General features: G+C 41.9%; 20 protein-coding genes and 1 tRNA gene. 10 read left to right on the top strand and 11 right to left on the bottom strand.

From position 1 onward, the window contains the following. Positions 1-26: 26 nt before the first annotated feature. From hslU to BGP76_RS09710, 3 genes are all read left to right on the top strand, one after another. A complete protein-coding gene (gene hslU, locus BGP76_RS09720) occupies positions 27-1,418 on the top strand; it encodes an ATP-dependent protease ATPase subunit HslU (RefSeq protein ID WP_119844523.1) in 1,392 nt (463 codons plus the stop codon). Positions 1,419-1,428: 10 nt separating this feature from the next. After that, positions 1,429-2,319 carry a bestrophin family protein gene (locus tag BGP76_RS09715; RefSeq protein ID WP_119844522.1) on the top strand — a complete coding sequence of 297 codons (891 nt, stop codon included), beginning with the start codon at positions 1,429-1,431 and terminating at the stop codon, positions 2,317-2,319. Positions 2,320-2,466: 147 nt separating this feature from the next. Beyond that, entirely contained in the window at positions 2,467-3,009 is a 543-nt protein-coding gene (locus BGP76_RS09710; RefSeq protein ID WP_073124108.1) for a dihydrofolate reductase family protein, read from the top strand. Between the two features lie 3 nt (positions 3,010-3,012). Here the strand turns inward: BGP76_RS09710 and rsmG are convergent, their stop codons facing one another. From rsmG to BGP76_RS09695, 3 genes are read right to left on the bottom strand one after another with little or no spacing between them, the layout of a single operon-like run. Continuing rightward, positions 3,013-3,639: a 16S rRNA (guanine(527)-N(7))-methyltransferase RsmG gene (gene rsmG, locus BGP76_RS09705; protein ID WP_119844521.1), complete on the bottom strand. Its 627-nt coding sequence runs from the start codon at positions 3,637-3,639 to the stop codon at positions 3,013-3,015. An 8-nt stretch (positions 3,640-3,647) separates the two neighbouring features. Next, positions 3,648-4,256 carry an RNA polymerase sigma factor gene (locus BGP76_RS09700; protein WP_073124112.1) on the bottom strand — a complete coding sequence of 203 codons (609 nt, stop codon included), beginning with the start codon at positions 4,254-4,256 and terminating at the stop codon, positions 3,648-3,650. Further along, positions 4,247-5,383, bottom strand: coding sequence for a glycosyltransferase (locus tag BGP76_RS09695; RefSeq protein ID WP_255416101.1), 1,137 nt, complete (start codon positions 5,381-5,383; stop codon positions 4,247-4,249). Before BGP76_RS09695 ends, BGP76_RS09700 begins: the two co-directional genes overlap by 10 nt. A 39-nt stretch (positions 5,384-5,422) precedes the next feature. Between BGP76_RS09695 and tgt the strand changes: the two genes are divergently transcribed. Genes tgt through BGP76_RS09680 form a run of 3 tightly spaced genes read left to right on the top strand, consistent with a single transcriptional unit; the run spans position 5,423 to position 8,563 of the window. Then, positions 5,423-6,553 carry a tRNA guanosine(34) transglycosylase Tgt gene (gene tgt / locus BGP76_RS09690; RefSeq protein ID WP_119844520.1) on the top strand — a complete coding sequence of 377 codons (1,131 nt, stop codon included), beginning with the start codon at positions 5,423-5,425 and terminating at the stop codon, positions 6,551-6,553. 7 nt (positions 6,554-6,560) lie between these two features. Continuing rightward, positions 6,561-7,643, top strand: coding sequence for an LptF/LptG family permease (locus BGP76_RS09685; RefSeq protein ID WP_317041718.1), 1,083 nt, complete (start codon positions 6,561-6,563; stop codon positions 7,641-7,643). Continuing rightward, the gene (locus BGP76_RS09680) at positions 7,640-8,563 is read left to right on the top strand and encodes a DMT family transporter (protein WP_370453791.1); all 924 of its coding nucleotides are present in this window, start codon (positions 7,640-7,642) and stop codon (positions 8,561-8,563) included. Before BGP76_RS09685 ends, BGP76_RS09680 begins: the two co-directional genes overlap by 4 nt. A gap of 344 nt (positions 8,564-8,907) precedes the next feature. Here BGP76_RS09680 and BGP76_RS09670 read toward each other — a convergent pair whose 3' ends face one another. From BGP76_RS09670 to BGP76_RS09655, 4 genes are read right to left on the bottom strand one after another with little or no spacing between them, the layout of a single operon-like run. Further along, the gene (locus BGP76_RS09670) at positions 8,908-10,818 is read right to left on the bottom strand and encodes a CocE/NonD family hydrolase (protein ID WP_158584210.1); all 1,911 of its coding nucleotides are present in this window, start codon (positions 10,816-10,818) and stop codon (positions 8,908-8,910) included. Positions 10,819-10,829: 11 nt separating this feature from the next. Continuing rightward, on the bottom strand, positions 10,830-11,204 hold the full coding sequence (gene crcB, locus BGP76_RS09665; RefSeq protein WP_119844517.1) for a fluoride efflux transporter CrcB: 375 nt from the start codon (positions 11,202-11,204) through the stop codon (positions 10,830-10,832). Further along, complete coding sequence (locus BGP76_RS09660; RefSeq protein ID WP_119844516.1) at positions 11,201-11,638, bottom strand: hypothetical protein; 438 nt, start codon at positions 11,636-11,638, stop codon at positions 11,201-11,203. Before BGP76_RS09660 ends, crcB begins: the two co-directional genes overlap by 4 nt. After that, on the bottom strand, positions 11,635-12,225 hold the full coding sequence (locus tag BGP76_RS09655; RefSeq protein WP_119844515.1) for an ACP phosphodiesterase: 591 nt from the start codon (positions 12,223-12,225) through the stop codon (positions 11,635-11,637). The genes BGP76_RS09660 and BGP76_RS09655 overlap by 4 nt, the downstream gene beginning before the upstream one ends. 66 nt (positions 12,226-12,291) lie before the next feature. On the opposite strand from BGP76_RS09655, the gene BGP76_RS09650 reads away from it, so the two are divergent. Then, complete coding sequence (locus tag BGP76_RS09650; protein ID WP_119844514.1) at positions 12,292-12,687, top strand: TerB family tellurite resistance protein; 396 nt, start codon at positions 12,292-12,294, stop codon at positions 12,685-12,687. Here BGP76_RS09650 and BGP76_RS09645 read toward each other — a convergent pair. After that, a complete protein-coding gene (locus BGP76_RS09645; protein WP_119844513.1) occupies positions 12,677-14,764 on the bottom strand; it encodes a ComEC/Rec2 family competence protein in 2,088 nt (695 codons plus the stop codon). The two genes, BGP76_RS09650 and BGP76_RS09645, sit on opposite strands and share 11 nt — an antisense overlap. A 56-nt stretch (positions 14,765-14,820) precedes the next feature. After that, on the bottom strand, positions 14,821-15,765 hold the full coding sequence (locus BGP76_RS09640) for a PhoH family protein (RefSeq protein WP_119844512.1): 945 nt from the start codon (positions 15,763-15,765) through the stop codon (positions 14,821-14,823). A 74-nt stretch (positions 15,766-15,839) separates the two neighbouring features. On the opposite strand from BGP76_RS09640, the gene BGP76_RS09635 reads away from it, so the two are divergent. The 3 genes from BGP76_RS09635 (at position 15,840) to BGP76_RS09625 (ending at position 17,095) form a co-directional block, all read left to right on the top strand. After that, entirely contained in the window at positions 15,840-16,613 is a 774-nt protein-coding gene (locus BGP76_RS09635) for an S-adenosyl-l-methionine hydroxide adenosyltransferase family protein (protein ID WP_119844511.1), read from the top strand. Beyond that, positions 16,610-16,900, top strand: a complete 291-nt coding sequence (locus tag BGP76_RS09630; RefSeq protein ID WP_073124138.1) for a putative quinol monooxygenase — start codon at positions 16,610-16,612, stop codon at positions 16,898-16,900. The genes BGP76_RS09635 and BGP76_RS09630 overlap by 4 nt, the downstream gene beginning before the upstream one ends. 113 nt (positions 16,901-17,013) lie before the next feature. Continuing rightward, positions 17,014-17,095, top strand: a tRNA-Leu gene (locus BGP76_RS09625). A gap of 471 nt (positions 17,096-17,566) precedes the next feature. Here BGP76_RS09625 and BGP76_RS09620 read toward each other — a convergent pair. Then, complete coding sequence (locus tag BGP76_RS09620; RefSeq protein ID WP_139281056.1) at positions 17,567-18,025, bottom strand: hypothetical protein; 459 nt, start codon at positions 18,023-18,025, stop codon at positions 17,567-17,569. Positions 18,026-18,169: 144 nt separating this feature from the next. After that, positions 18,170-20,368, bottom strand: a complete 2,199-nt coding sequence (gene katG, locus BGP76_RS09615; RefSeq protein WP_119844510.1) for a catalase/peroxidase HPI — start codon at positions 20,366-20,368, stop codon at positions 18,170-18,172. Positions 20,369-21,018: the final 650 nt, after the last annotated feature.

Raw genomic sequence — 21,018 nt, 5'->3', positions numbered from 1 at the left:
AGAGTTGAATAAAAACGAAATATAGAATGTTGTCAACAGATCAATATTTAACCCCAAAGGAAATAGTTGCTGAGCTGGATAAATACATCATTGGCCAAGATAGTGCCAAGAGAAATGTAGCGATCGCACTGCGAAACCGATGGAGACGGATGAATGTCAAAACTGAGATTCAAGGTGAAATAGTGCCGAATAACATTCTAATGATAGGGGCAACGGGTGTTGGTAAAACCGAAATTGCAAGGCGACTAGCTAAGATTGCTGATGCGCCTTTCGTCAAGGTGGAAGCCTCGAAGTTTACAGAAGTAGGCTATGTCGGGCGTGATGTGGAGAGCATGGTTCGTGACTTGGTTGAGCAGGCTGTTGCACTTGTCAAAACCCACAAAAAAGAGGCAGTCAAAGAAAGGGCGGAAGAAGCCGTGGAAAACATCATCCTTGACGCGCTGATCCCACCAGTAAAGAAATCTACATCTGCTATGTCGACTGTGGAGAGCAACGGAGACGCAGTGACTGATGATGAAGATTTGAACGAACGTACGCGTGAGCGTTTTAGAGAGAAAATAAAAAACCGTGAACTGGAGGATCGCAAGATTGACATCAGCGTGAGTCAAAATTCGTCACCTGGTGTAGGGATGATCGGTGGAGGGCAGATGGATGAGTCATCCATGATGAATATCCAAGAGATGATCGGCAACATGATGCCTAAGAAGAGTAAAAAGCGTAAGGTGACGATCGCTGATGCTCGAAAACTACTCATGGAAGAGGAGTCTTCTCGTTTGATAGACATGGATGAGGTCAAAGACGAAGCGATTGCCAAAGCGGAGAATACAGGGATTATTTTTATCGATGAGATAGATAAGATTGCAGTAGGGTCATCTAAAAAGGGCGGGCCAGATGTCAGCAGAGAAGGAGTCCAACGTGATCTCCTTCCTATCGTAGAGGGTAGTGCTGTCAATACCAAATATGGCGTCATCAATACGGATCATGTGCTTTTTGTAGCTGCAGGGGCTTTTCATTTTGCCAAGCCCTCGGATTTGATTCCAGAGCTGCAGGGTAGGTTCCCGATTAGAGTAGAGTTGGAGAGCTTGACCAAAGCTGATTTTGTGCGTATTCTCAGCGAACCCAAAAATGCTTTAACCAAGCAGTATATTGCTTTGATCGGTGCGGAAGATGTGAATGTCAGCTTTAGCGATGAGGCTGTCGAAGAGATAGCATCGATAGCGTTTGATATCAATGCTGAGATAGAAAATATAGGAGCGAGAAGGTTACATACGGTTATGAGTCGACTGCTCAATGATATACTTTTTGATATTCCAGATGTCATCGGAGCGAATGCTCAAATAGTGGTAGATAAGACGATGGTGCAAGAGAAACTTAGCGGAATGGTAGAAAATAGAGACCTCAGTCAGTACATTCTTTAAGTAGTCAGGTATGCTCGTTAGATATAGAATTCCTCTCAAATACTTTATTCGATTTGCCTACGTAGATGCGATCGTGGTACTGTTAGTGTCCATTGGGGTTTTCTTTACGATACGAAAAATTGATTTCCCAATCATTCCCATTAACATACCTGCCTTTATGGGTACGGCGATATCACTGTTGCTGGGTTTTAAACTGAGCCAGTCGTATGATAGATGGTGGGAAGCGCGAAAGATATGGGGTGCAATCGTCAATGACTCTAGGACATTGACGATGCAACTGCTCAACTATCATACTGATGGGAAATGTGAAATCACAGAGCGAATGGCAATGCGTCAGGCGGGGTGGTCACACAGTTTGGGACAGTCGCTGAGAGGATTGTCTCCGTTGGGTAAACTGGATGAGTTTATCAGTGCTGAGGAGCTTGCACGCATTAGTGAGCATAGTAATATTCCCCTAGCACTGCTCAACGAGCAATCAGCAGACCTGAAGCGAATATTTAGAGATGGAAAGGTTAATGAATATCAGCAGATACAAATTGATAAGACCCTAGTTAGGCTGTGTGAGAGTATGGGACGTGCCGAAAGGATCAAAAACACGGTGTTTCCTACCACTTATAGGTTGTTTCTACATTTGTTTATATACTTATTTATTACGTTGCTTGCAGTAGCGCTAGCAGAAGTGGATCGACTGTGGGAGATACCTCTCTTGGTACTGATATCTCTACCTTTTTTCTTACTTGAGAAAACAGCTCTTTACCTCCAAGACCCCTTCGAAAACCGACCTACAGATGTGTCTGTATCGGCCATTGCTAATACGATAGAACTCAATATCAAACAACTCTTAAGTAGAGATGACCTTCCCGCAAAGAAACCTGTATTAGACGACTTCTTTGTGATGTAAAGGTTCTTCTATGTGTCAAGGTTTTTAATTTCTCATCAAAAAGATCAGCTTCTACTATTCTCTTTCTAAATCAGGATTCTTATCTTGGATACTGTCATGGCTAGCAATTGTAGCTAATTGACAAGTTGATTTTTTAAAACACTATTTATGTCCGAAAGAAAGGTAATACTATATGTGAGTATGAGTGTTGATGGGTATTTGGCTACAGAGGATGATGATTTGTCTTGGTTGGATACAGTAGAGCGTGAGGGGGAGGATTATGGTTATGCTGCTGTGATGGAAAACGTGGATACCTATCTGGTGGGTAGGAAAACCTATGATAAGATAGTCGATATAGTAGGGTATCTGCCTCAGGCTGAGAAGATGGAGTGTTATGTGATCACGAGACAAGAACTGTTACCTCAGAAGAATATCATATTTTATAATGATGATATAGAGCATCTGATTGATGAATTGAGAAAAGAGAGTGGTCAGAATATCGTCTGTGATGGAGGAGCTGATTTGGTCAAATTGATGATGAAGCATCAGTTGATTGATGAGTTTATTATTTCGATTATACCAGTCTTTTTGGGAGAAGGTAAACGGCTGTTCAAAGGCGGGTTACTTCCTCAGGATATTGCACTCATCAATTCGACGAGTTACGAATCTGGTCTTGTACAACTGCACTATGTAAAGATCGCTGGCGATTAGATACTACTGCTTTTCAACGTAAACGACCTTTTTCGTTTCGAAAAAGTCTTCCTTAAAATAGTCTGTGAGATTGTATAACTTGTATCTAAGCTTGGATTCTAGCATTTCATCGCCGAGATCTCCTCCTTTTAGATAAAGTATTCCGTTTTTGAGCGGGTGTTTAGATTCCTTTTTGATCTTTCCTTTGGTCCATTGATAGAATGGTTTCATGCGAGTCACAGCTCGACTGACGATAAAGTCAAAAGAATCCTTGATTTCCTCTGCTCTGCCGTGGATACCAGTTACATTGGTAAGGCCAAGGCCTTTTGATACTTCGTTTACGACTTTTATTTTTTTTCCAATGCTGTCTACTAGTACAAAATCAGTTTCAGGATATAAAATCGCTAACGGGATGCCTGGAAATCCACCACCAGTACCAATATCAAGAACAGAGGTTTCTGGTAGGAACTCCATTACTTTAGCGATTCCTAGCGAATGCAGTACATGACGCAGGTATAGTTCGTCGATATCCTTGCGAGAGACGACATTGATTTGCGCATTCCACTCTTTGTAGAGGGGTTCGAGCTGCGCAAATTGATCCTTTTGTTTTTCCGTTAGATTCGGAAAATATTTAGTAATAAGTCGGTGCATCGGTGTAGCTAGATGTGCTGCTTTTTGTCTTTGACCAGATCGTACATGAGTTCGCGAGCACGGTGTAGCTGTGCTTTGACAGTACCTAAGGGTGCATCTAAGGTTTTGGCGATTTCGTCATATGACAATTCGTCAAAGTATCTGAGTCGAACCAAACGCTGGTATTTTGGTGGTAGTTTGGTGACGAACATTTGTACCAATTCTATTTTTTGGGTCTTGATCGTTTCGTCTTGTGGATTGAGGTTTTTGTCTTCCACATCTATCGTGACAGATTCACCTCCATCATCGGTGAAAGAGGTGTTTAGACTGAAAGTCTTCAATTTCTTTTTTCGGATGAAATCAATGGTGTTGTTGGTGGCTATTCTGAATAGCCACGTACTAAAAGTGTAGTCTTTTTTGAACTTATGGAGATTTTTGAAAGCCTTGGCAAATGCCTCGATCGTTAGGTCTTCTGCATCGTCCGTATTGCGTATCATCTTGAGGATCATGTGGTATACGGGACGCTTGTAGCGATCCATGAGCTCTGCAAATGCCTGCTCGTCTCCTTCATTGATCGCATGATCTATGAGTTTAAAATCTTTTAGTGCCTTTTCGGAAAACTGCTTCTTTACTTCCATTTAACCTTCTTAGTGAATATCGCGATCGTTCCAGTGATGGTTACGAATAGTACGTAAAACAAATCTAGAACGGGAACTAGCCAACTGTTCATACGATCTCCAATCTTTTTAGATGTGAAAAAGTTCAGATTCATCAGTATGATCCATCTAAACCCAAGCACAGCCAGTGGGATTTCGTATTGGTTGGTTTGTAAGGCTAAAATAATCAAAGACAACCAATAAAGCAGGTTAGATAGACTTTGTAATCCGAGTAGTGCCTTATCTTTCGTAGAATAGTACTTGCTCACCGAAAAGTGTCTGAGCTTTTGTTTGAAATAGGTGTTCCATCCAGTTTTGGGTATGGAGTGGGTGAGAGCGTCTGCCCCGAGTACTACCTGCGTATTTTTCTTGTTGGCGAACTGATTGATCAAAAGATCATCGTCTCCTCCTGTGATATGCTGAAACTTATTAAAACCTTTGTGTTCTAAGAAACTTGACTTTCGATAGGCGAGGTTTCGACCTACGGCCATATATGGGTTTCCAGCTAGTGCCCAGCTGCTATAGTTGATGGCAGTGAGGAGTGTTTCGTAGCGTATGTATCGGTTGAGAAAACCCTTAGTTTTGGTGTATTGGGACACGCCAATGCAAAAATCCGTTTGATCGGTAAAGCCGTTGGTCATTTCCTGTATCCACTGGTCCGAGTAAGGCATGCAGTCTGCATCGGTGAATAGGAGTACATCATGTTTGGCAGCTCGTATACCAAGAGTGATGGCGTATTTCTTTGTGTTGATGTGGTCGTGTACTTGATCTACAGTTACGTTTTTGATACGATCAGATTTGGTTTCGAGCATGAAATCATAGGTGCCGTCATCCGATCTGTCATTGACGATGATGATTTCAAAATCTGGATGGTCTTGCTGTAGTAGCTTTGGGATGAGTAGTTTAAGGTTGTGGAGTTCGTTGTGTGCACAGACGATGATAGACACAGGTTGTGCTGTGTTTTGGGCTGCTTTTCGGTAGAGTCCTATTTTGGCCCATCCCAAAATCCAATAAATGAAAAGAATACCAGTACTGCTTAGTAAAATGTATAAGTAAATATCCGTCATAGCTGTTGATCCCGAATTGCCTGCAAATATGCACCAGCACATAAACTTAATCTGAGAAATCCACATATTTTTGCATCCTCTATGGATTTTAAATTAGAAGTAACTGACGTTAAGTCAAAAGCAAGAGCAGGGGTGATAACGACAGATCACGGGCAAATCGAAACACCGATATTTATGCCTGTAGGTACTGCTGGTACAGTCAAAACTGTGCATCAACGTGAGCTCAACGAGGATGTAAAAGCTCAAATTATTTTGGGTAATACCTATCATCTCTACCTCCGTCCTGGACTGGATGTGATCGAAGCGGCAGGGGGTCTGCATAAGTTTAATGGTTTTGAAAAGCCTATGCTGACTGATAGCGGAGGGTATCAGGTGTACTCATTGAAGCATCGTCGTAAGATTACCGAAGAAGGAGTCAAGTTTCAGTCGCATATCGATGGTTCTCGGCACAACTTCACACCTGAGGCGGTAATGGATATTCAGCGAACGATAGGCGCGGATATCATCATGGCGTTTGATGAGTGTACGCCATACCCGTGTGATCGAAAGTACGCACGGGAATCTATGGAAATGACCCATCGCTGGCTCAAACGTTGTTGTGACCGTTTTGATCAGACCGAACCTAAGTATGGTTATAGCCAAACGTTGTTTCCTATCGTGCAGGGTAGCACCTATCATGACCTTCGTGAAAAATCTGCGGAGACTATCGCTTCATTTGGTCGGGAAGGAAATGCTATCGGAGGATTGTCAGTCGGTGAGCCAGCCGAGATGATGTATGAAAGTACAGATCTCGTATGTAGTATCCTTCCTGCGGATAAGCCTCGTTATCTGATGGGTGTTGGGACTCCTGAAAATATCCTTGAGTGCATTGCTTTAGGAGTGGATATGTTCGATTGCGTGATGCCTACTAGGAATGCCCGACATGGATTGATCTATACTTCTGAGGGAATTATCAATATAAAGAATAAGAAATGGGAGAAGGATTTTTCTCCACTGGATTCTAATCTCGGAGGTTATGTGGATACGGCATATTCTAAGGCCTACGTGAGACATCTGGTGCATAGCAGCGAAGCTTTGGGAGCGCAGATTGCGAGTATCCATAATTTGGCGTTTTATTTGTGGCTGGTGGGTGAGGCTAGAGCACACATCAAAGCGGGAGATTTCTCCACTTGGAAAAATCTTATATTACCCAAAATTTCATCAAGACTTTAGATAAGGCGTGAAGATCAAACTGTTAGATAAGTATATTTTTAAAAAATTCATGACCACTTTCATCTTCGTGGTGGCCATGCTGGTGGTGGTGATTGTGGTGATTGACTTTACGGAGAAAAACGAGAAGTTCATCAAGAATGAGGTACCTACTGATTTGATCTTCTATTATTACATGAGCTTCATGCCGTGGATTGCTAATCTGATTGCACCGATTACCGTTTTTATCGCAACAGTATTAGTGACGGCAGGAATGGCAGGAAAGACCGAGATAGTAGCGATTCTGGCAGGAGGGATCAGTTTTAGAAGGATGCTTGCGCCTTTTGCTGTGGGATCGATATTGATAGCACTCACGACGTTTTATGTTAATGGGTGGATGATCCCTAATTCCAATAAATACCGGATTGCATTTGAGGTGGAGTACCTCAAAAAACCCTTTTATTTCAATGAAAGAGATATCCATTTTAAAATAGGGCCAGATCAATACCTGTATCTACAGCGTTATAATAATCGGTCAGAAGTCGGTTATAAAGTGACACTGGAAGAAATCGTAGGGACAGAACTGAAACAAAAACTAACGGCTAGGAAGATGACGTGGGATGACTCTCTCAAAGTCTGGGAATTCAAAAACTGGGAGCTGCGCGAGATTGGTGAGTTTGGAGAGACCTACTCGAAAGGGGATGAAATAGATACGCTGCTGAGTATCACGCCAGAGGATTTTGATAACAAATACCAGCTCAATGAGACGATGAATCTTAATGAACTGAATGACCATATCGCGATGCTCAAGGATCGTGGAGCTGATGATGTAGCAGTCTACGAAATTGAAAAGTATATACGCTACATGTTACCCTTTACGGCGATCATCTTGACGATGATGGGCGTCTCCGTGTCTGCAGAGAAGTCTAGTAGGGGAGGTTCTGGATTTAAGATTGCTTTGGGCTTCTTGATCGCTTTTGTATTCATTATCATGTTTATTTTGGTCAAGGCGATAGCGGAGGCAGGCTCTATGAATCCACTTTTTGCAATCTGGATACCTAATATAATAGGTACGGTTATTACGCTCGTGCTATATCGATTTGTGCCGAAATGATGAATGAAGAGTCGCAGATCAAAGCTTATCTACAGCTGCATTTCATTGTGCTGATATGGGGAGCTACAGCCATTTTAGGAAAGCTGATTAGTCTATCTCCGTTAGGAGTGGTTTTTTATCGTACACTGATTTCAGCGATTGCTTTATATGCGATAGTACGGTTTAGAGGTGTGGTGTTCTTACTACCGCGCAAGGAAATTGCAAAAATAGCGGGTACGGGTATCCTGATTGGTTTGCATTGGACTACATTTTTCTTAGCTGCACGGTTATCTAATATTTCGATTTGTTTGGCAGGGATTGCTACCACTTCTTTTTGGACTAGCTTTATTGACCCGTTAGTGAATAGGAGACCGATTAAGTTTTATGAACCTTTGTTAGGTGTGTTATCAGTGGTTGGAATTGTACTTGTGTTCAATTCTTCTTTTGATGAATATCTGGGGCTTTCAGTAGCTATTTTGTCAGCGATTCTAGCAGCGACCTTTACTGTGATCAATGGTCGGTTGATTACCCACCAGAGTCATTATACAATCACGATGTATGAGATGATGGGGGCATGTATGACTACTCTTGTGATCATTCCCATTAGCATGTATTGGGTGGGTGAATCTGCATCGGATCATTTTGTGATGGAGGGGCTGGATGGTCTGTATGTAGCACTATTGAGTCTGCTGTGTACAGTATTTGCTTTTTCGTTAGGCGTCAAACTGATGAAACAGCTCTCAGCATTTTCTATCAATCTGACGATCAATTTGGAGCCAGTTTATGGGATTGTTATGGCAGTGTTGATTTTTAAAGATGATGAGCATATGGGGAATGGTTTTTACTTTGGGACTGCTCTGATCATCCTGTCAGTGTTGCTTTATCCATTGGCTAGAAAGCTGGCTAAGGATAAAAATTTGGATTCCGAAGTATTACAATGAAATATGATTAATCAGATGATAGGTTTCATTATTTGGAGAGGATAATGTCACTTATCTAAGAAATGACTCAGTTCATCGAAGAATGTGTTTGATTCTAGCCAAAAAAACGCTACTTTATAGTACAAATTCCAAAAACCAAACTGACCTAAATACTTTGGTTAAAGCCATCTCTTTTGAGATGGCTTTTTTTTTAAGAGGAAGGAAACCCCTCGTAGCAGAAGCTAAGAGGGGTTATAAGTCAGGATGGTTTGTTTATAAGATCTTGTCAAAAGTTTTGTAGTCTGTATTTTCATCCTATGGATTGACAAAAATGAATTAGAGAATATCTAAAGAAGGTATTTCGGTCATTTGTCATTTTGCAATACGCCGATCTTGATATAAGAGGGGTTAGCCCCTGATCGACCTAGATAGTGTTTGGCCTGTACAAAATCGTCTTCTTCCGCTTCGAAGATATTGTCTACATAAGTCTGCGGATTGATATCCATAAGCGGAAACCAAGAGCTTTGCACTTGTACCATGATCCGGTGTCCTTTTTTGAAGGTGTGTAGAACGTCTTGTAGTTTCAACTTCACCGTTTCGTCTTTTTTTGGTGTGAAAGGCTCTGGGTTTTCTAGGCTGTTTCTGAATCTCCCACGGATTGCTTCGCTACGGATCATTTGGTGATAGCCACCCATTATCTTGTCAGGTTGATGTGAGAAGGCTGCATGGTCATTCGGATATACGTCAATGAGTTTTACTACCCAGTCCGCAGCGGTTTGATCCGTCCGTACAACTAAATTAGCTGTGATAGGACCAGCTACAGTAAGGTTTTCTTCGAGAGGAGCTGACACATAGTACAGCACATCATCACGCGTGATGACAAAACTCTGATCCTCGACCATATACTCTTTCGGTATTCTCAGATTCGGATATTGGGTGAATGGTACTGGGGTGGCAGGGTTACTTTTGAATATATCTACACCGAATTCATTGGCCTTAGGAGGGGTAAATGATAACTCATTTTTCTTTTTGAAGTAGAGCGTATTGTAGCTCAGATTTTCGGGAGGCCACTGGTCAAACTTTCTCCATTGGTTCGTTCCTGTCTCGAACATGATCGCTTCTGCCAGTGCTGCATCAGTGTCTTCTTTGAGATGCTTGGAGAAAAAGGGAGTTAAGACTTCATTATTGAAGAATGTAGATGTTTTTTCTCCAAAATAGACATCTCCTAAAAAGTCCCCTTCGGTTCTACGCCATCCACCATGACTCCATGGTCCTATGATGAGCGTGTTGCTGATCTTGGGGTTATTTTTCTCCACCGTCTGATAAATATTGAGCGGCCCATATAGATCTTCTGCATCGTACCATCCCCCGACGGTGAGGACAGCGCAATTTACATTTTTGAGGTGAGGGAGTATACTTCTGTCTTGCCAGAACTGATCATAGTTCGGGTGACTGATGACCTCATTCCAAAACGGTATGCTGTCGTGTAGATAGTTTTTATTGGCCTTGGACAGTGGTGTCATATTCTGATAGAAACTGTATCCGTCCTCCGTACCGAAATCAAATCTTGGAGCCCAGTCTTGGGTAGGTCCCTCACGTGGGACGCCAAAGAAGGAAAAGAACCAAAAGGTGTGGGATGGAAAAAAAGCGCCGTTGTGGTGGAAGTCATCAAAAAACCAATCTGCTATAGGCGCTTGAGGGGATACTGCTTTGAGCGCTGGGTGAGAATCAATCATGCCTGCAGCAGTATAGAATCCAGGGTATGAGATACCCCACTGACCGACATTGCCGTTGTTTTTGGTGTTGGCAATGAGCCATTCGATGGTATCGAAGGTGTCTGTGCTTTCGTTGACACGGCGACCATTGACGATACCGTTGTGTGGTGTCATGTTGACGAAATCTCCTTCGGACATGAATTTTCCTCTGACATCCTGGTAGACAAAGATGTATTTATCTCTAGTGAGTGCCATGTTAGGCCCTAGATCCATGCGGTAGTCTGATTTTTCTATTCCATAAGGTGCGATAGAGTATGGTGTACGAAACAAAATGATTGGATACTCACCGCCATCATTGGGAGTGTAGACAGCAGTGAATAGCTTGGTTCCATCACGCATGGGTATTTCGACTTCTAATTTGTCATAGTTGTTGACGATAAACAGAGAGTCGGTCTCATTGCGTATAGGGTTATAGGTTTCTTTTTCGGTTTCACATGAAGAGAAAAAGATCACAGAGCTTATTAGCCAAAATAAAATGTTTTGAATTGGAGTTGTTTTCATGAGGTCAATCGTTATGCAATGAGTAGTCTGCCAATATACCATCCAGCGAATGCAGTTAATAGTCCAAAGACCAGACTGATCGCCATATATAGCAGTGCGGTATTGATGTTGTTATTAATAAGGTAATTTAAATTTTCTATCCCGAATGTAGAGAAAGTGGTGAAACCACCGCAGAAGCCTGTGGTCAGCAGTAGAAAGTATTCCTTGTCTAGTTTGGTAGCACTATGCACGAGAACCCCAAGGATAAAACATCCGATAAGGTTAACCGCCAAGGTGCCTACTGAAGAAAAGCCTGGAAACCATTTGACAAATACCTGCGCTAATAAAAAACGACCTATACTACCTAAGAATCCTCCAATACCAACAAAAAGAGCGAGTTTGATCATGCTTCTAATTTTTTCAGTTTCTTCTTCATATACCTCAGTACTTTGTCAAAGTCGGTGTTTTCCTGCTTACTTAGCCCAAATTCTTTTCCTGACTTGAGTCTCCATGTGACTTCTTCGTATTGTCCTCCATAAGTTTTGATAGAGCTATGACTCCATTTTTCGATATCCTTTGCGTCGAAACGAAGGCGACTAAACCTAAAAGGCATTTTGAGATCGAATTTTTCTTTGCCGATGCGCATGTATTTTAGACCTGTTAACACTTTGAGGAGTACGACGATACCAATTGGCCCAGAGGTATAAATGAGGATATACCAACCCGTTTTGCTATCCGATTCGGTGATATTCAATAGGCCATAGATCAATGCCCCGAACGCTAGGACAAGAAATATACTAATAGAAAATAGGGTTGTAACTTTTGGTTTAGATATGATCATTCCACTTCTAATTGAGTGGTAAAATTATGGATATGATCAATAATTTCTTTGAAAAACACATCAAATTCTTTTTCGAGTAATGTATAATCCTTCTTAAGGTTGATTGTGGCACGCTCCATACCTGATTCGAAGGGGGTACGTTGGGACATGCCCGTTAATGCAGATTGGAGCCCTTCGATATATTGATAGTTATATAACCAGTTTCCTCTTTTCATGTGATGGAGGAGGTAATTGGCCTTCTCAGGGATTAACACTTTGTTCTTTTCAAATAAGGTGTAATGTCGTGCAGCGTAGTTTTGTAAGGTCTCATTCGAATAGCGACTCCAGTTTTTGGCTAAGATATGATCGTAGTACATGTCCATAATCACTCCAGAGTAATGGCGGTATTCAGATAGCCGCCTCTTGCCCTGTCTGACCAATAGGTGTTGGTCAGTAAATGAATCTATCTCTCTGTGAATCAGTATGCCTTTTTGGATTTCAGGACTATAGTCTAGGACTTTTTTTCCTTTGACAAAATCAGCAATGACATTGCCAATAGTGATGGATTCGTCACCAAAAGAGAGGAAGATATGCGCGAGGTAATTCATTGTGGGGTTAATATAAAGCTTTTCACTTGATTGGTTATATTTGTCAGGTAGCATAAAAATCTAATCATGTCAGACATTCACCTTAATATCCTCATTCAGCTCGCTAAGATTGATGGAATCGTAGTGCAAGAAGAAATCGATCTGATCAATGAAGTGGGTAAGGCTAATGGGTTGACAGAAGAGGAGATTATGGCTTTTTATGATCAAGAGATGAAGCTAGAAAACCTGTCGGAGCTCAAAGATGATGAAAAGTATGAATTGATTTACTCAGTAGTGCAGTTGATGAAAATCGACGGCAAACTCTACAACGAAGAGATTAAATACTGTGCTAAGATGGCTGCTCGTCTTGGTTATGATGAGAACGTTTTGTTCGAACTCATGCTTAAGATATATGCAGACCCAGATCTTTGTGCTGACAAAGAATCACTGAAAAAGGAGATCCAAAAATTTCTTATTTCTTAAGCATGTAAGACTCGTCCAGCATAGAACGATAGGCAATATTGAGTTGCTTTGCTTCTTTTTCTAGTTTACGAATCAGTCCTCTACGATTCGAGTTGGATAGTATCACTTCTTTAAATTCGAAATATTTATCAACTGTTTCTAGACTGCTCAAAGCATTTTTTTCGAGAACCAAGTAGTCTGTTTCTAACTTAAAGCGAATCTTTTGGGACTGGAATTTTTCCGTTAGGAATATGAACTTCTCGTCATTTATAATTTGTGCATAAATACCCGAATCTATCATGTTCTGAGGTTGAGAGATTAAAGTATAATCTGTCAGTTCAGGTAAGCCTTTGTGCAGACGGTTGGGGTTAATCTGATAGGCAAGTAGTTCATGGTCACTGACCGAGTCTAGTGCATAGAGTTTAGTTTTAAGCCCGTCTATGTGATCAATGGTTCGGTTTTTTCGCGTATGATAGAGGAGTGTCTCTTGGGTGTGGTGTTGTTGATAGATACGCCAACTGCCTTCGCAGGCAATCAATAGTATGCAAGACATAATGAGCCATGCAAAGCGCATTTTTTTTAATTCAAAAAATGCTATTGCAAAGAGTATAGCTAGATACGTGAGTATTGTCTGAGTACTTGATAGAAATAGCCAGTTTTTTAGACTTCCAGGTAGCAGGTAGATGAAGTCAACGACCCAATTGAGCCACATGATAGTATGTGATAGTATGAAACCAGGCCAAACTGTTAGGTAAATACTATTTGCTAAAAACATAAATAAGCCCTCGGCCATGATGGCAAAAGCGGCAGGTATAACGACGAGGTTCGAGCCTAAGAAATAGTTAGGGAATTGGTTGAAATAGTAGATGCTAATCGGTGCTGTGGCTACCTGTGCAGCAATAGAAACAGCGGTCAATGACCAGACTTTATCTAAAATCCATAGTCGGGGGCTCCAGAGTTGATAGATTTTGTCATATAGGTAAATAATCCCGATGACGGCTAGATAAGACAACTGAAAACCGACCGAAAATATCTGATTGGGATTGAAAAACAGGAGTATGAAGGCAGAGACAGATATCGAGTTATAGATATTAACTGTGCGATCCATGGACTGTCCTAAGATGATAAGACTAAACATCGTAACTGCACGCAATATAGATGGAGAAAACCCAGTGAGTAAGGCGTAGGCCCATAGGACTGTGATGCTAATCACCGGGAGAACGTATTTTTTGAAAGTGGTTGATCGAATCGGTCGAAAAAAGAATAGTAGAATGAAGTGGATGACTCCTACATGAAGGCCTGACACGGCCAAGACGTGCATCGCACCTACTGCTGCATAGGCGGATTTAATGTCTGTGTCGAGCTGATCTTTGATGCCTAAGAGTAGGGCTAGCGCTATGCCTTGTTCTTTAGGGGTAGGGACTGCGGATAGGATGAGGTTTTCGAAATGTTTCCTTAGTCTATATACTGCACCCAGTAGTGGATTGGCCTGATGCTCTTTGAGCAAAATGATGTCTTCGGTTGCAATAAATTGTTGAAAGTATATCTTTCCTATTGCCATATACTCAGCATAATTGAACTCATGGGGATTGTTCGGAGGTGAAATCCGAAATGGAGAATCTTGCAGTGTGATGAGGTCTCCATATTGAAATACACTGGGGTTTAGCGTGTCCTTTTTGACGTAAAGTTGAATGTTCTCTTGCCAAGCGATGATGCTTGAGTCGGTTTTGATGTGTTGTGTTTCGACTTGGTAGATATCATATTTTGCTTTGGATATAGGGTAAGAAGTGATAACACCCGTACTTGCTTGGCATTGGCGAAAAATATCATCACTCTGCTGGACGTGGGATTGGTTATAGTTTAGGTAGCGGTAACTACCGAGTGTAGCGACCAACCCGAGTAGTATACAGCCTATTGTGAGAGTGGTCAGGTATTTTTTTTCGAACAGGAAAAAAATACTAGTAACCATAAAGGCTATAGTAATCAATAAGACGTGATACGAGAAACCCCAACTCTGAGGCAATTGAGTTGAGAGCAGTATTCCCAAAATGAATACTACAGTAATTCTAACAAATGGAAGGTGCGACCATGCAAACATTTCTATCCGAATAAAATGCTGCTGCTACCTCCAATTTAGTAAAAAAATGGAAACGGTTATTCATTTTCTGAGGCTTTATCATACGCATCTATAATGTTTTTGACAAGTTCATGTCGCATGACATCTTTTCCATCCAAGGTAACAAAACCAATTCCTTTGACATCTTTTAGAATTCTGATAGATTCTCTCAGTCCTGATTTTTGTTTGATGGGAAGGTCGATTTGAGACATGTCTCCCGTAATGATGACTTTAGAATTAGGCCCCATGCGTGTCATGAACATTTTGATCTGCATCGGCGTGGTGTTTTGCGCCTCATCGAGTAGAATAAATGCATTGTTGAGCGTACGCCCTCTCATGTAAGCTAGAGGTGCGATTTCTATCACGCCAGTTTCCATGTAGAAACGAAGCTTTTCTGAGGGGACCATGTCGTTGAGCGCGTCATAAATTGGACGTAAATAGGGGTCGATTTTTTCTTTGAGGTCACCTGGTAAAAAACCTAAATTTTCTCCCGCTTCTACTGCAGGACGGGTAATGATGATTTTTTTGACCGATCGATCTTTAAGTGCTTTGACTGCCATAGCCACTGAAATGTAGGTTTTGCCCGTTCCCGCAGGTCCTATCGCAAATACCAAGTCATTCTTTCGAGAACTCAATACGAGCTTTTGCTGGTTCTGAGATTTAGGAGCTATTTTAGAGCCTCTTGTCCCGAATACGAGTACGTCAGACTCTTCTTCTCCAAACACATCACTATCGCTATTGATGAACGAGGAGACGTGGTTTTTGCTGATTTTACCATATTTGTGATAGTGATCAACGAGACCGTTTAGAATTTCATTGATCTTTTTGATCTCAGCCGAAGCGCCTTGGATTCTGATCTCATTGCCACGCGAAATAATCTTCGACTTTGGAAATGCGGTCGCCAATACTTCGATGTTTTCATTCTCGATACCGAGGAATTCGGCCAAAGGAATGTTCTCTAGGGTTATAGTTTTTTCTACCAAATGAAATACCTAATTTGCAGTCAATTTTTACTTTTGTGTACCCAAAATAAACAATTTTTTCTCATTCACTCTCTATGGCCATCGTAACTTTTCTTTCTGATTTCGGGTTGTCGGATCATTACGTGGCTGCTGTCAAAGCAAGTGTGCTGAGAGGGCTGCCAACGGCTGTGATCGTAGATATCTCCCATCAGGTCGAGGTAGGAGATATGGGGCATGCAGCATACTTGCTCTCATCAGTATTTAGAGACTTTCCTGTGGGGACTGTTCATATCATTGGTGTGTCGAATAGCAACGAACGCAGGCCAAGGTCAGTGGTTGTGGAGGTAGAAGGCCACTATTTCATAGGAGAAGATTCAGGGGTGTTTTCGCTGCTGTCAGAACAGCCAGCTACGCGTATGATTGCTTTGAGTGGAAGTGCGGGAACGTTCGCGGCACAGGAGGTGTTTGGCCCTGTCGCGGCACGTTTGGCGAGTGGTGAGGCGTTAGAAGAGGTCGGTATTGAAATCTCAGCTATCAATAAGTACATGCCTACTAGAGCGAAAGCAACCAAGCAGCAGATTGCTGGTAATATTGTTCGAGTTGATCACTATGGTAATTTGATTACCAATATAATGAAGCATGATTTTGAAGCGATCATGCAGATCAATAAATATTGTCCTTATGAAATTAATTTCAGGAGGGAAAAAATCGGAATTATTCATGATCATTTTTTTGATGTTGGGCCAGGAGAGTGTTTCGTGGTTTTTGATTCCTCAGGACGTCTACAAATTGGAATATTGCAAGGGAATGGTTCTGAGCTATTAGGACTAATGGTCAACGATCAAGTGTTTTTAGATTTTAAGATATGATAGTAAGGTTGGTGAAACTAACGATCGCAATAGATCGAGTGGAGGATTTCAGAGCATTGTTTGCGGCATACCATGATGATATAGCGGGTTTTCCCGGCTGTCGTTCGGTGGAGTTGTTACAGGATCTACATGAACCGAATGTGTTTGTGACGCATAGTCACTGGGATTCGGAGGAGGAACTTAACGCGTATCGTCAGTCTGTTATTTTTGGTAGAATCTGGCCTGCTACCAAACTGCTATTTGCTGCCCCAGCAGAGGCTCGTTCATTTGAGGTGAAAATAAAATAGCTGGATTTTCATTTGGCTATTGTGTTAATAAAAAACTTTAAATATGTTTGCGTCCCGTTTGAAAGAGAGCGGGCCATTCCGCAAGAAAATGAAGTAGTCATTTTGAAGAATATGCCCAGGTGGCGGAATTGGTAGACGCGTTGGTCTCAAACACCAATGGCTTAGGTCGTGCCGGTTCGATTCCGGCCCTGGGTACATGTAAGCAATTAAAGCCTTGTAAATCAATGATTTGCAAGGCTTTTTTGTTTAGGTCACGTTATAGGTCATGTTGTTGAAGAAAAACTAATTAGTTATATTAAAATAATATAGATATGACACTTACTTCAAGTGTTCTTTTCTCAATTAAAAACTCAATAAATAGACAGATTTTGGGACATCAATTTCGCAATAAGCCTTTGAATGCATACAGAAAAAGTACCCTAAAATCATGAGAAGAGTAGCTATTTGGGATGAGCAGAACCAACAAACCCTTTGATCACCCGCCTAATTTACCCACCAGTTCATACAGGGGGATTTGTTCTAGTAATATCAGGGAAGGCTACAAAACTAAAGAATATTTAGTCAATAAAAAGTATGATGGTTCTGGGATTGATTAAGTGTAAGCTAGCTGTTAATCAGTTGGTTGTAAGTTTTTTGTTTTAAGTAATTTATGATAATCAAAAAAGCTCAATTCACATGTGTTTCACTGTGGAGAATCCTCATGGCCAGAGAGAAAGTGTCCTTGGTGAGGGTTTGAAAAGAGGCTAGGTTCTTATGTTCTACTAGTAGCATTCGTTTGATGCGACACTTATTGATAAGGTATTCATCGCATGCCAGAATCATTTGTGTTATGGTATTGTTGGGGTCGTCGCTATAGATACTGTCTAAAAAAGCCTGTTTGTATTGTCGGTAGTAGTATCTGTTTGTGGATAGATGGTTAATTGATTGAAAGTATTTCGTAAGTGATTTTTTATCTCCTGCATGCGTTATCAAGTCTTTTGGGTCCAGAGTTATGGGATTGATGTTGGCGTATAATGACCACAGCTTTAGGATAGAAGTATTGTTAGGAGTGGGGCTATGGTAGAAGAAGTCAGATCTGAATTTGGTAGATATAATGGTGACGTTGCCCGAGGTGAGTGCGCGCATTAGAGATTTGAAATCCGACAGGTATTGCCGATTTAGAAAGAGGCTGCTAGCACTCTGTCTCACTATAGTCATCAGTTGTATCATAGTCATGCAATGAAGCGAGAGGTTGCGTTGGCAACCTCTCGTCATGTTTTCCTATTGGAATCAATCCAAATCAAAGCGGTCTAGGTTCATAACCTTGCTCCATACTGCGACAAAGTCCTTGACGAACTTGTCTTTTGAATCCTCACAACCATAAACTTCAGCCATGGCTCGGAGTTCTGAGTTTGATCCGAAAACTAGATCTACACGGGTTCCAGTCCATTTGATACTACCAGTGGTAATGTCTCTGCCTTCGAAAATTCCTTCTTTACTACTTTCCTTCCATACAGTACGCATATTCAGTAAGTTGACGAAAAAATCATTGGTGAGTACTCCTGGTCGGTCGGTCAAGACGCCATGTTTAGACTGGTCATAGTTGGTGTCTAGTACCCGCATGCCTCCAATCAGGACGGTTAGCTCTGGAGCAGTAAGAGTCAGTAGTTGTGCTTTGTCGATTAGCAGTTCTTCGGCAGAGACAGCGTATTGTTTTTTCTGGTAGTTGCGAAAGCCGTCTGCTAAAGGTTCTAAGAATGCAAAAGACTCGACTTCTGTCTGCTCCTGTGTTGCATCCATTCTTCCTGGAGAGAACGGAACTGTCAGCGTATGTCCAGCATCTTTAGCTGCTTTTTCAACTGCAGCACATCCGCCTAGGACGATTACATCGGCTAGTGAGACTTTTTTACCAGAGTTATTAAACTCCTGCTGTACACTTTCTAGTTTGTTCAGTACTATAGATAATTCTGCTGGATTATTAGCCTCCCAGTATTTTTGTGGTGCAAGCCTGATCCGCGATCCGTTCGCACCACCACGCATGTCAGAGCCACGGTATGTGGAGGCAGAAGCCCACGCCGTGGTAACTAGTTGTGAGATCGATAGTCCTGAATCTAGAATTTTGTTTTTGAGCGTAATTATATCCTGATCACTGATCAACGGATGATCAACGGCTGGGATCGGGTCCTGCCAGATAAGTTCTTCGGCGGGTACTTCTGGCCCTAAAAAGCGAACTCTAGGCCCCATATCTCTGTGTGTCAGTTTGAACCAAGCTCTCGCAAATGCATCTGCAAATTCGTCAGGATTTTCATAGAACCGTCGAGATATTTTCTCATAGGCTGGATCATATCGAAGCGATAAATCTGTCGTGAGCATAGTGGGAGCTTGTTTCTTGGATGAGTCAAAAGCATTAGGTATGATGTCGTCAGCATTTTTGGCAATCCATTGGCTGGCTCCAGCGGGGCTTTTGGTGAGTTCCCACTCATAGCCGAATAGGTTTTCGAAGAAGTTGTTGCTCCATTGAGTAGGAGTGGTGGTCCATGTTACTTCTGGCCCTCCAGTGATTGCGTCAGCGCCTATGCCTGAACCGTGGGTACTCCTCCAGCCTAGACCTTGCTCTTCGATACCCGCTCCTTCGGGTTCTGCACCTACGAGTCCTGCATCTCCTGCACCGTGTGTCTTACCAAAACTGTGTCCACCTGCGATGAGTGCGACGGTTTCTTCATCATTCATGGCCATTCTGCCAAAAGTTTCTCGGATATCCTTAGCAGCAGCGATCGGGTCTGGATTACCGTTTGGACCTTCAGGGTTGACATAGATAAGTCCCATTTGTACTGCGGCTAGAGGATTTTCTAGGTTACGTTCTCCTGTATAGCGTTTGTCATCAAGCCACGTGGTTTCTGCACCCCAGTATATATCGTTTTCGGGTTCCCAAACATCTTCACGCCCTCCTGCAAAACCGAAAGTTTGGAATCCCATAGATTCTAGTGCGACATTACCTGTCAAAATCATGAGGTCTGCCCATGATATTTTGCGTCCATACTTTTGTTTGATAGGCCAGAGAAGCCTGCGGGCTTTGTCTAGGTTGGCATTGTCTGGCCAGCTGTTAAGCGGCGCAAAGCGCTGAGATCCACTGCCTCCTCCTCCACGACCATCTCCAGCGCGGTAGGTGCCTGCACTGTGCCATGCCATTCGGATAAATAGCGGGCCATAGTGGCCAAAATCTGCTGGCCACCAATCTTGCGAATCAGTCATCAAGTCCGTAAGGTCTTTTTTGATGGCTGTTAGATCGAGACTCTCGAATGCTTGTTTGTAATCAAACCCTGAATCCATTGGGTCGGACAGTGAGGAGTGTTGTCGGAGGAGATTTATTTTTAGTTGATTGGGCCACCAGTCTTGGTTTTTATGACCACTACCAGCTCCATGAGCTAGTGTCCCATGCATAAACGGACATTTGCCTTCCCCATCCGAGTTTGAATGATTGTTTTCCATTGTGAGGTGTTTTAATGGTTGTAGTTTAGATGTAAATAAGAACCCATAGTTTGCAATCGTGTCAGATTCAAATCTATGAGAACTCTCTTTCTGTTAATTTACAGAATATTCATTGTTTTAGAAAGGTATATGAAGGTGCTGGCACGAATTAATTTTTCATAAAGAGACCAATACTAATTATTGTGGGAGGCAATATGAAAATTGACTAATTGAAAAGTTAATGTGGTAGTGTAGTATTAATTGGTATGATTTGGCCCCTATTTACGACTGTGCATATCAATCCTGATTCCAAATTGAACGTTGGAGTAGTATTAATGTATTTTGGCTAGATGATAGGCTAGCCATCATCTAATTAAGTGTATTGTTGCGGAGTTATGATGTCAGGGTCTGTAGCGACGAGGGGGCTTTTCTCGTTTTTGAATCTTTTTGGAGCGTTTGCCTTTTTTCTTGTCTAATGAACGGGCGTGTGGGAGGTCCATCCATGCACTTTGTGGTTTGTGTGCGACGCATGCGCTTAAGGAAGAGAGCATATAAATAGCGATTATCCCAATCCATAGACGGATATTTGATTTAAAAATTCTCATAGCTGCTGTTTTAAAATATTACTTATCCAATAATATTTTGTAATATTATTATAGTATTTATGATTT

It is taken from the genome of Reichenbachiella sp. MSK19-1 (genome assembly GCF_003590315.1).
GTDB lineage: Bacteria > Bacteroidota > Bacteroidia > Cytophagales > Cyclobacteriaceae > Reichenbachiella > Reichenbachiella agariperforans.
The sequence above is the reverse complement of the archived record's forward strand: the minus strand, read 5'-3'. Positions and strand labels throughout refer to the sequence as shown.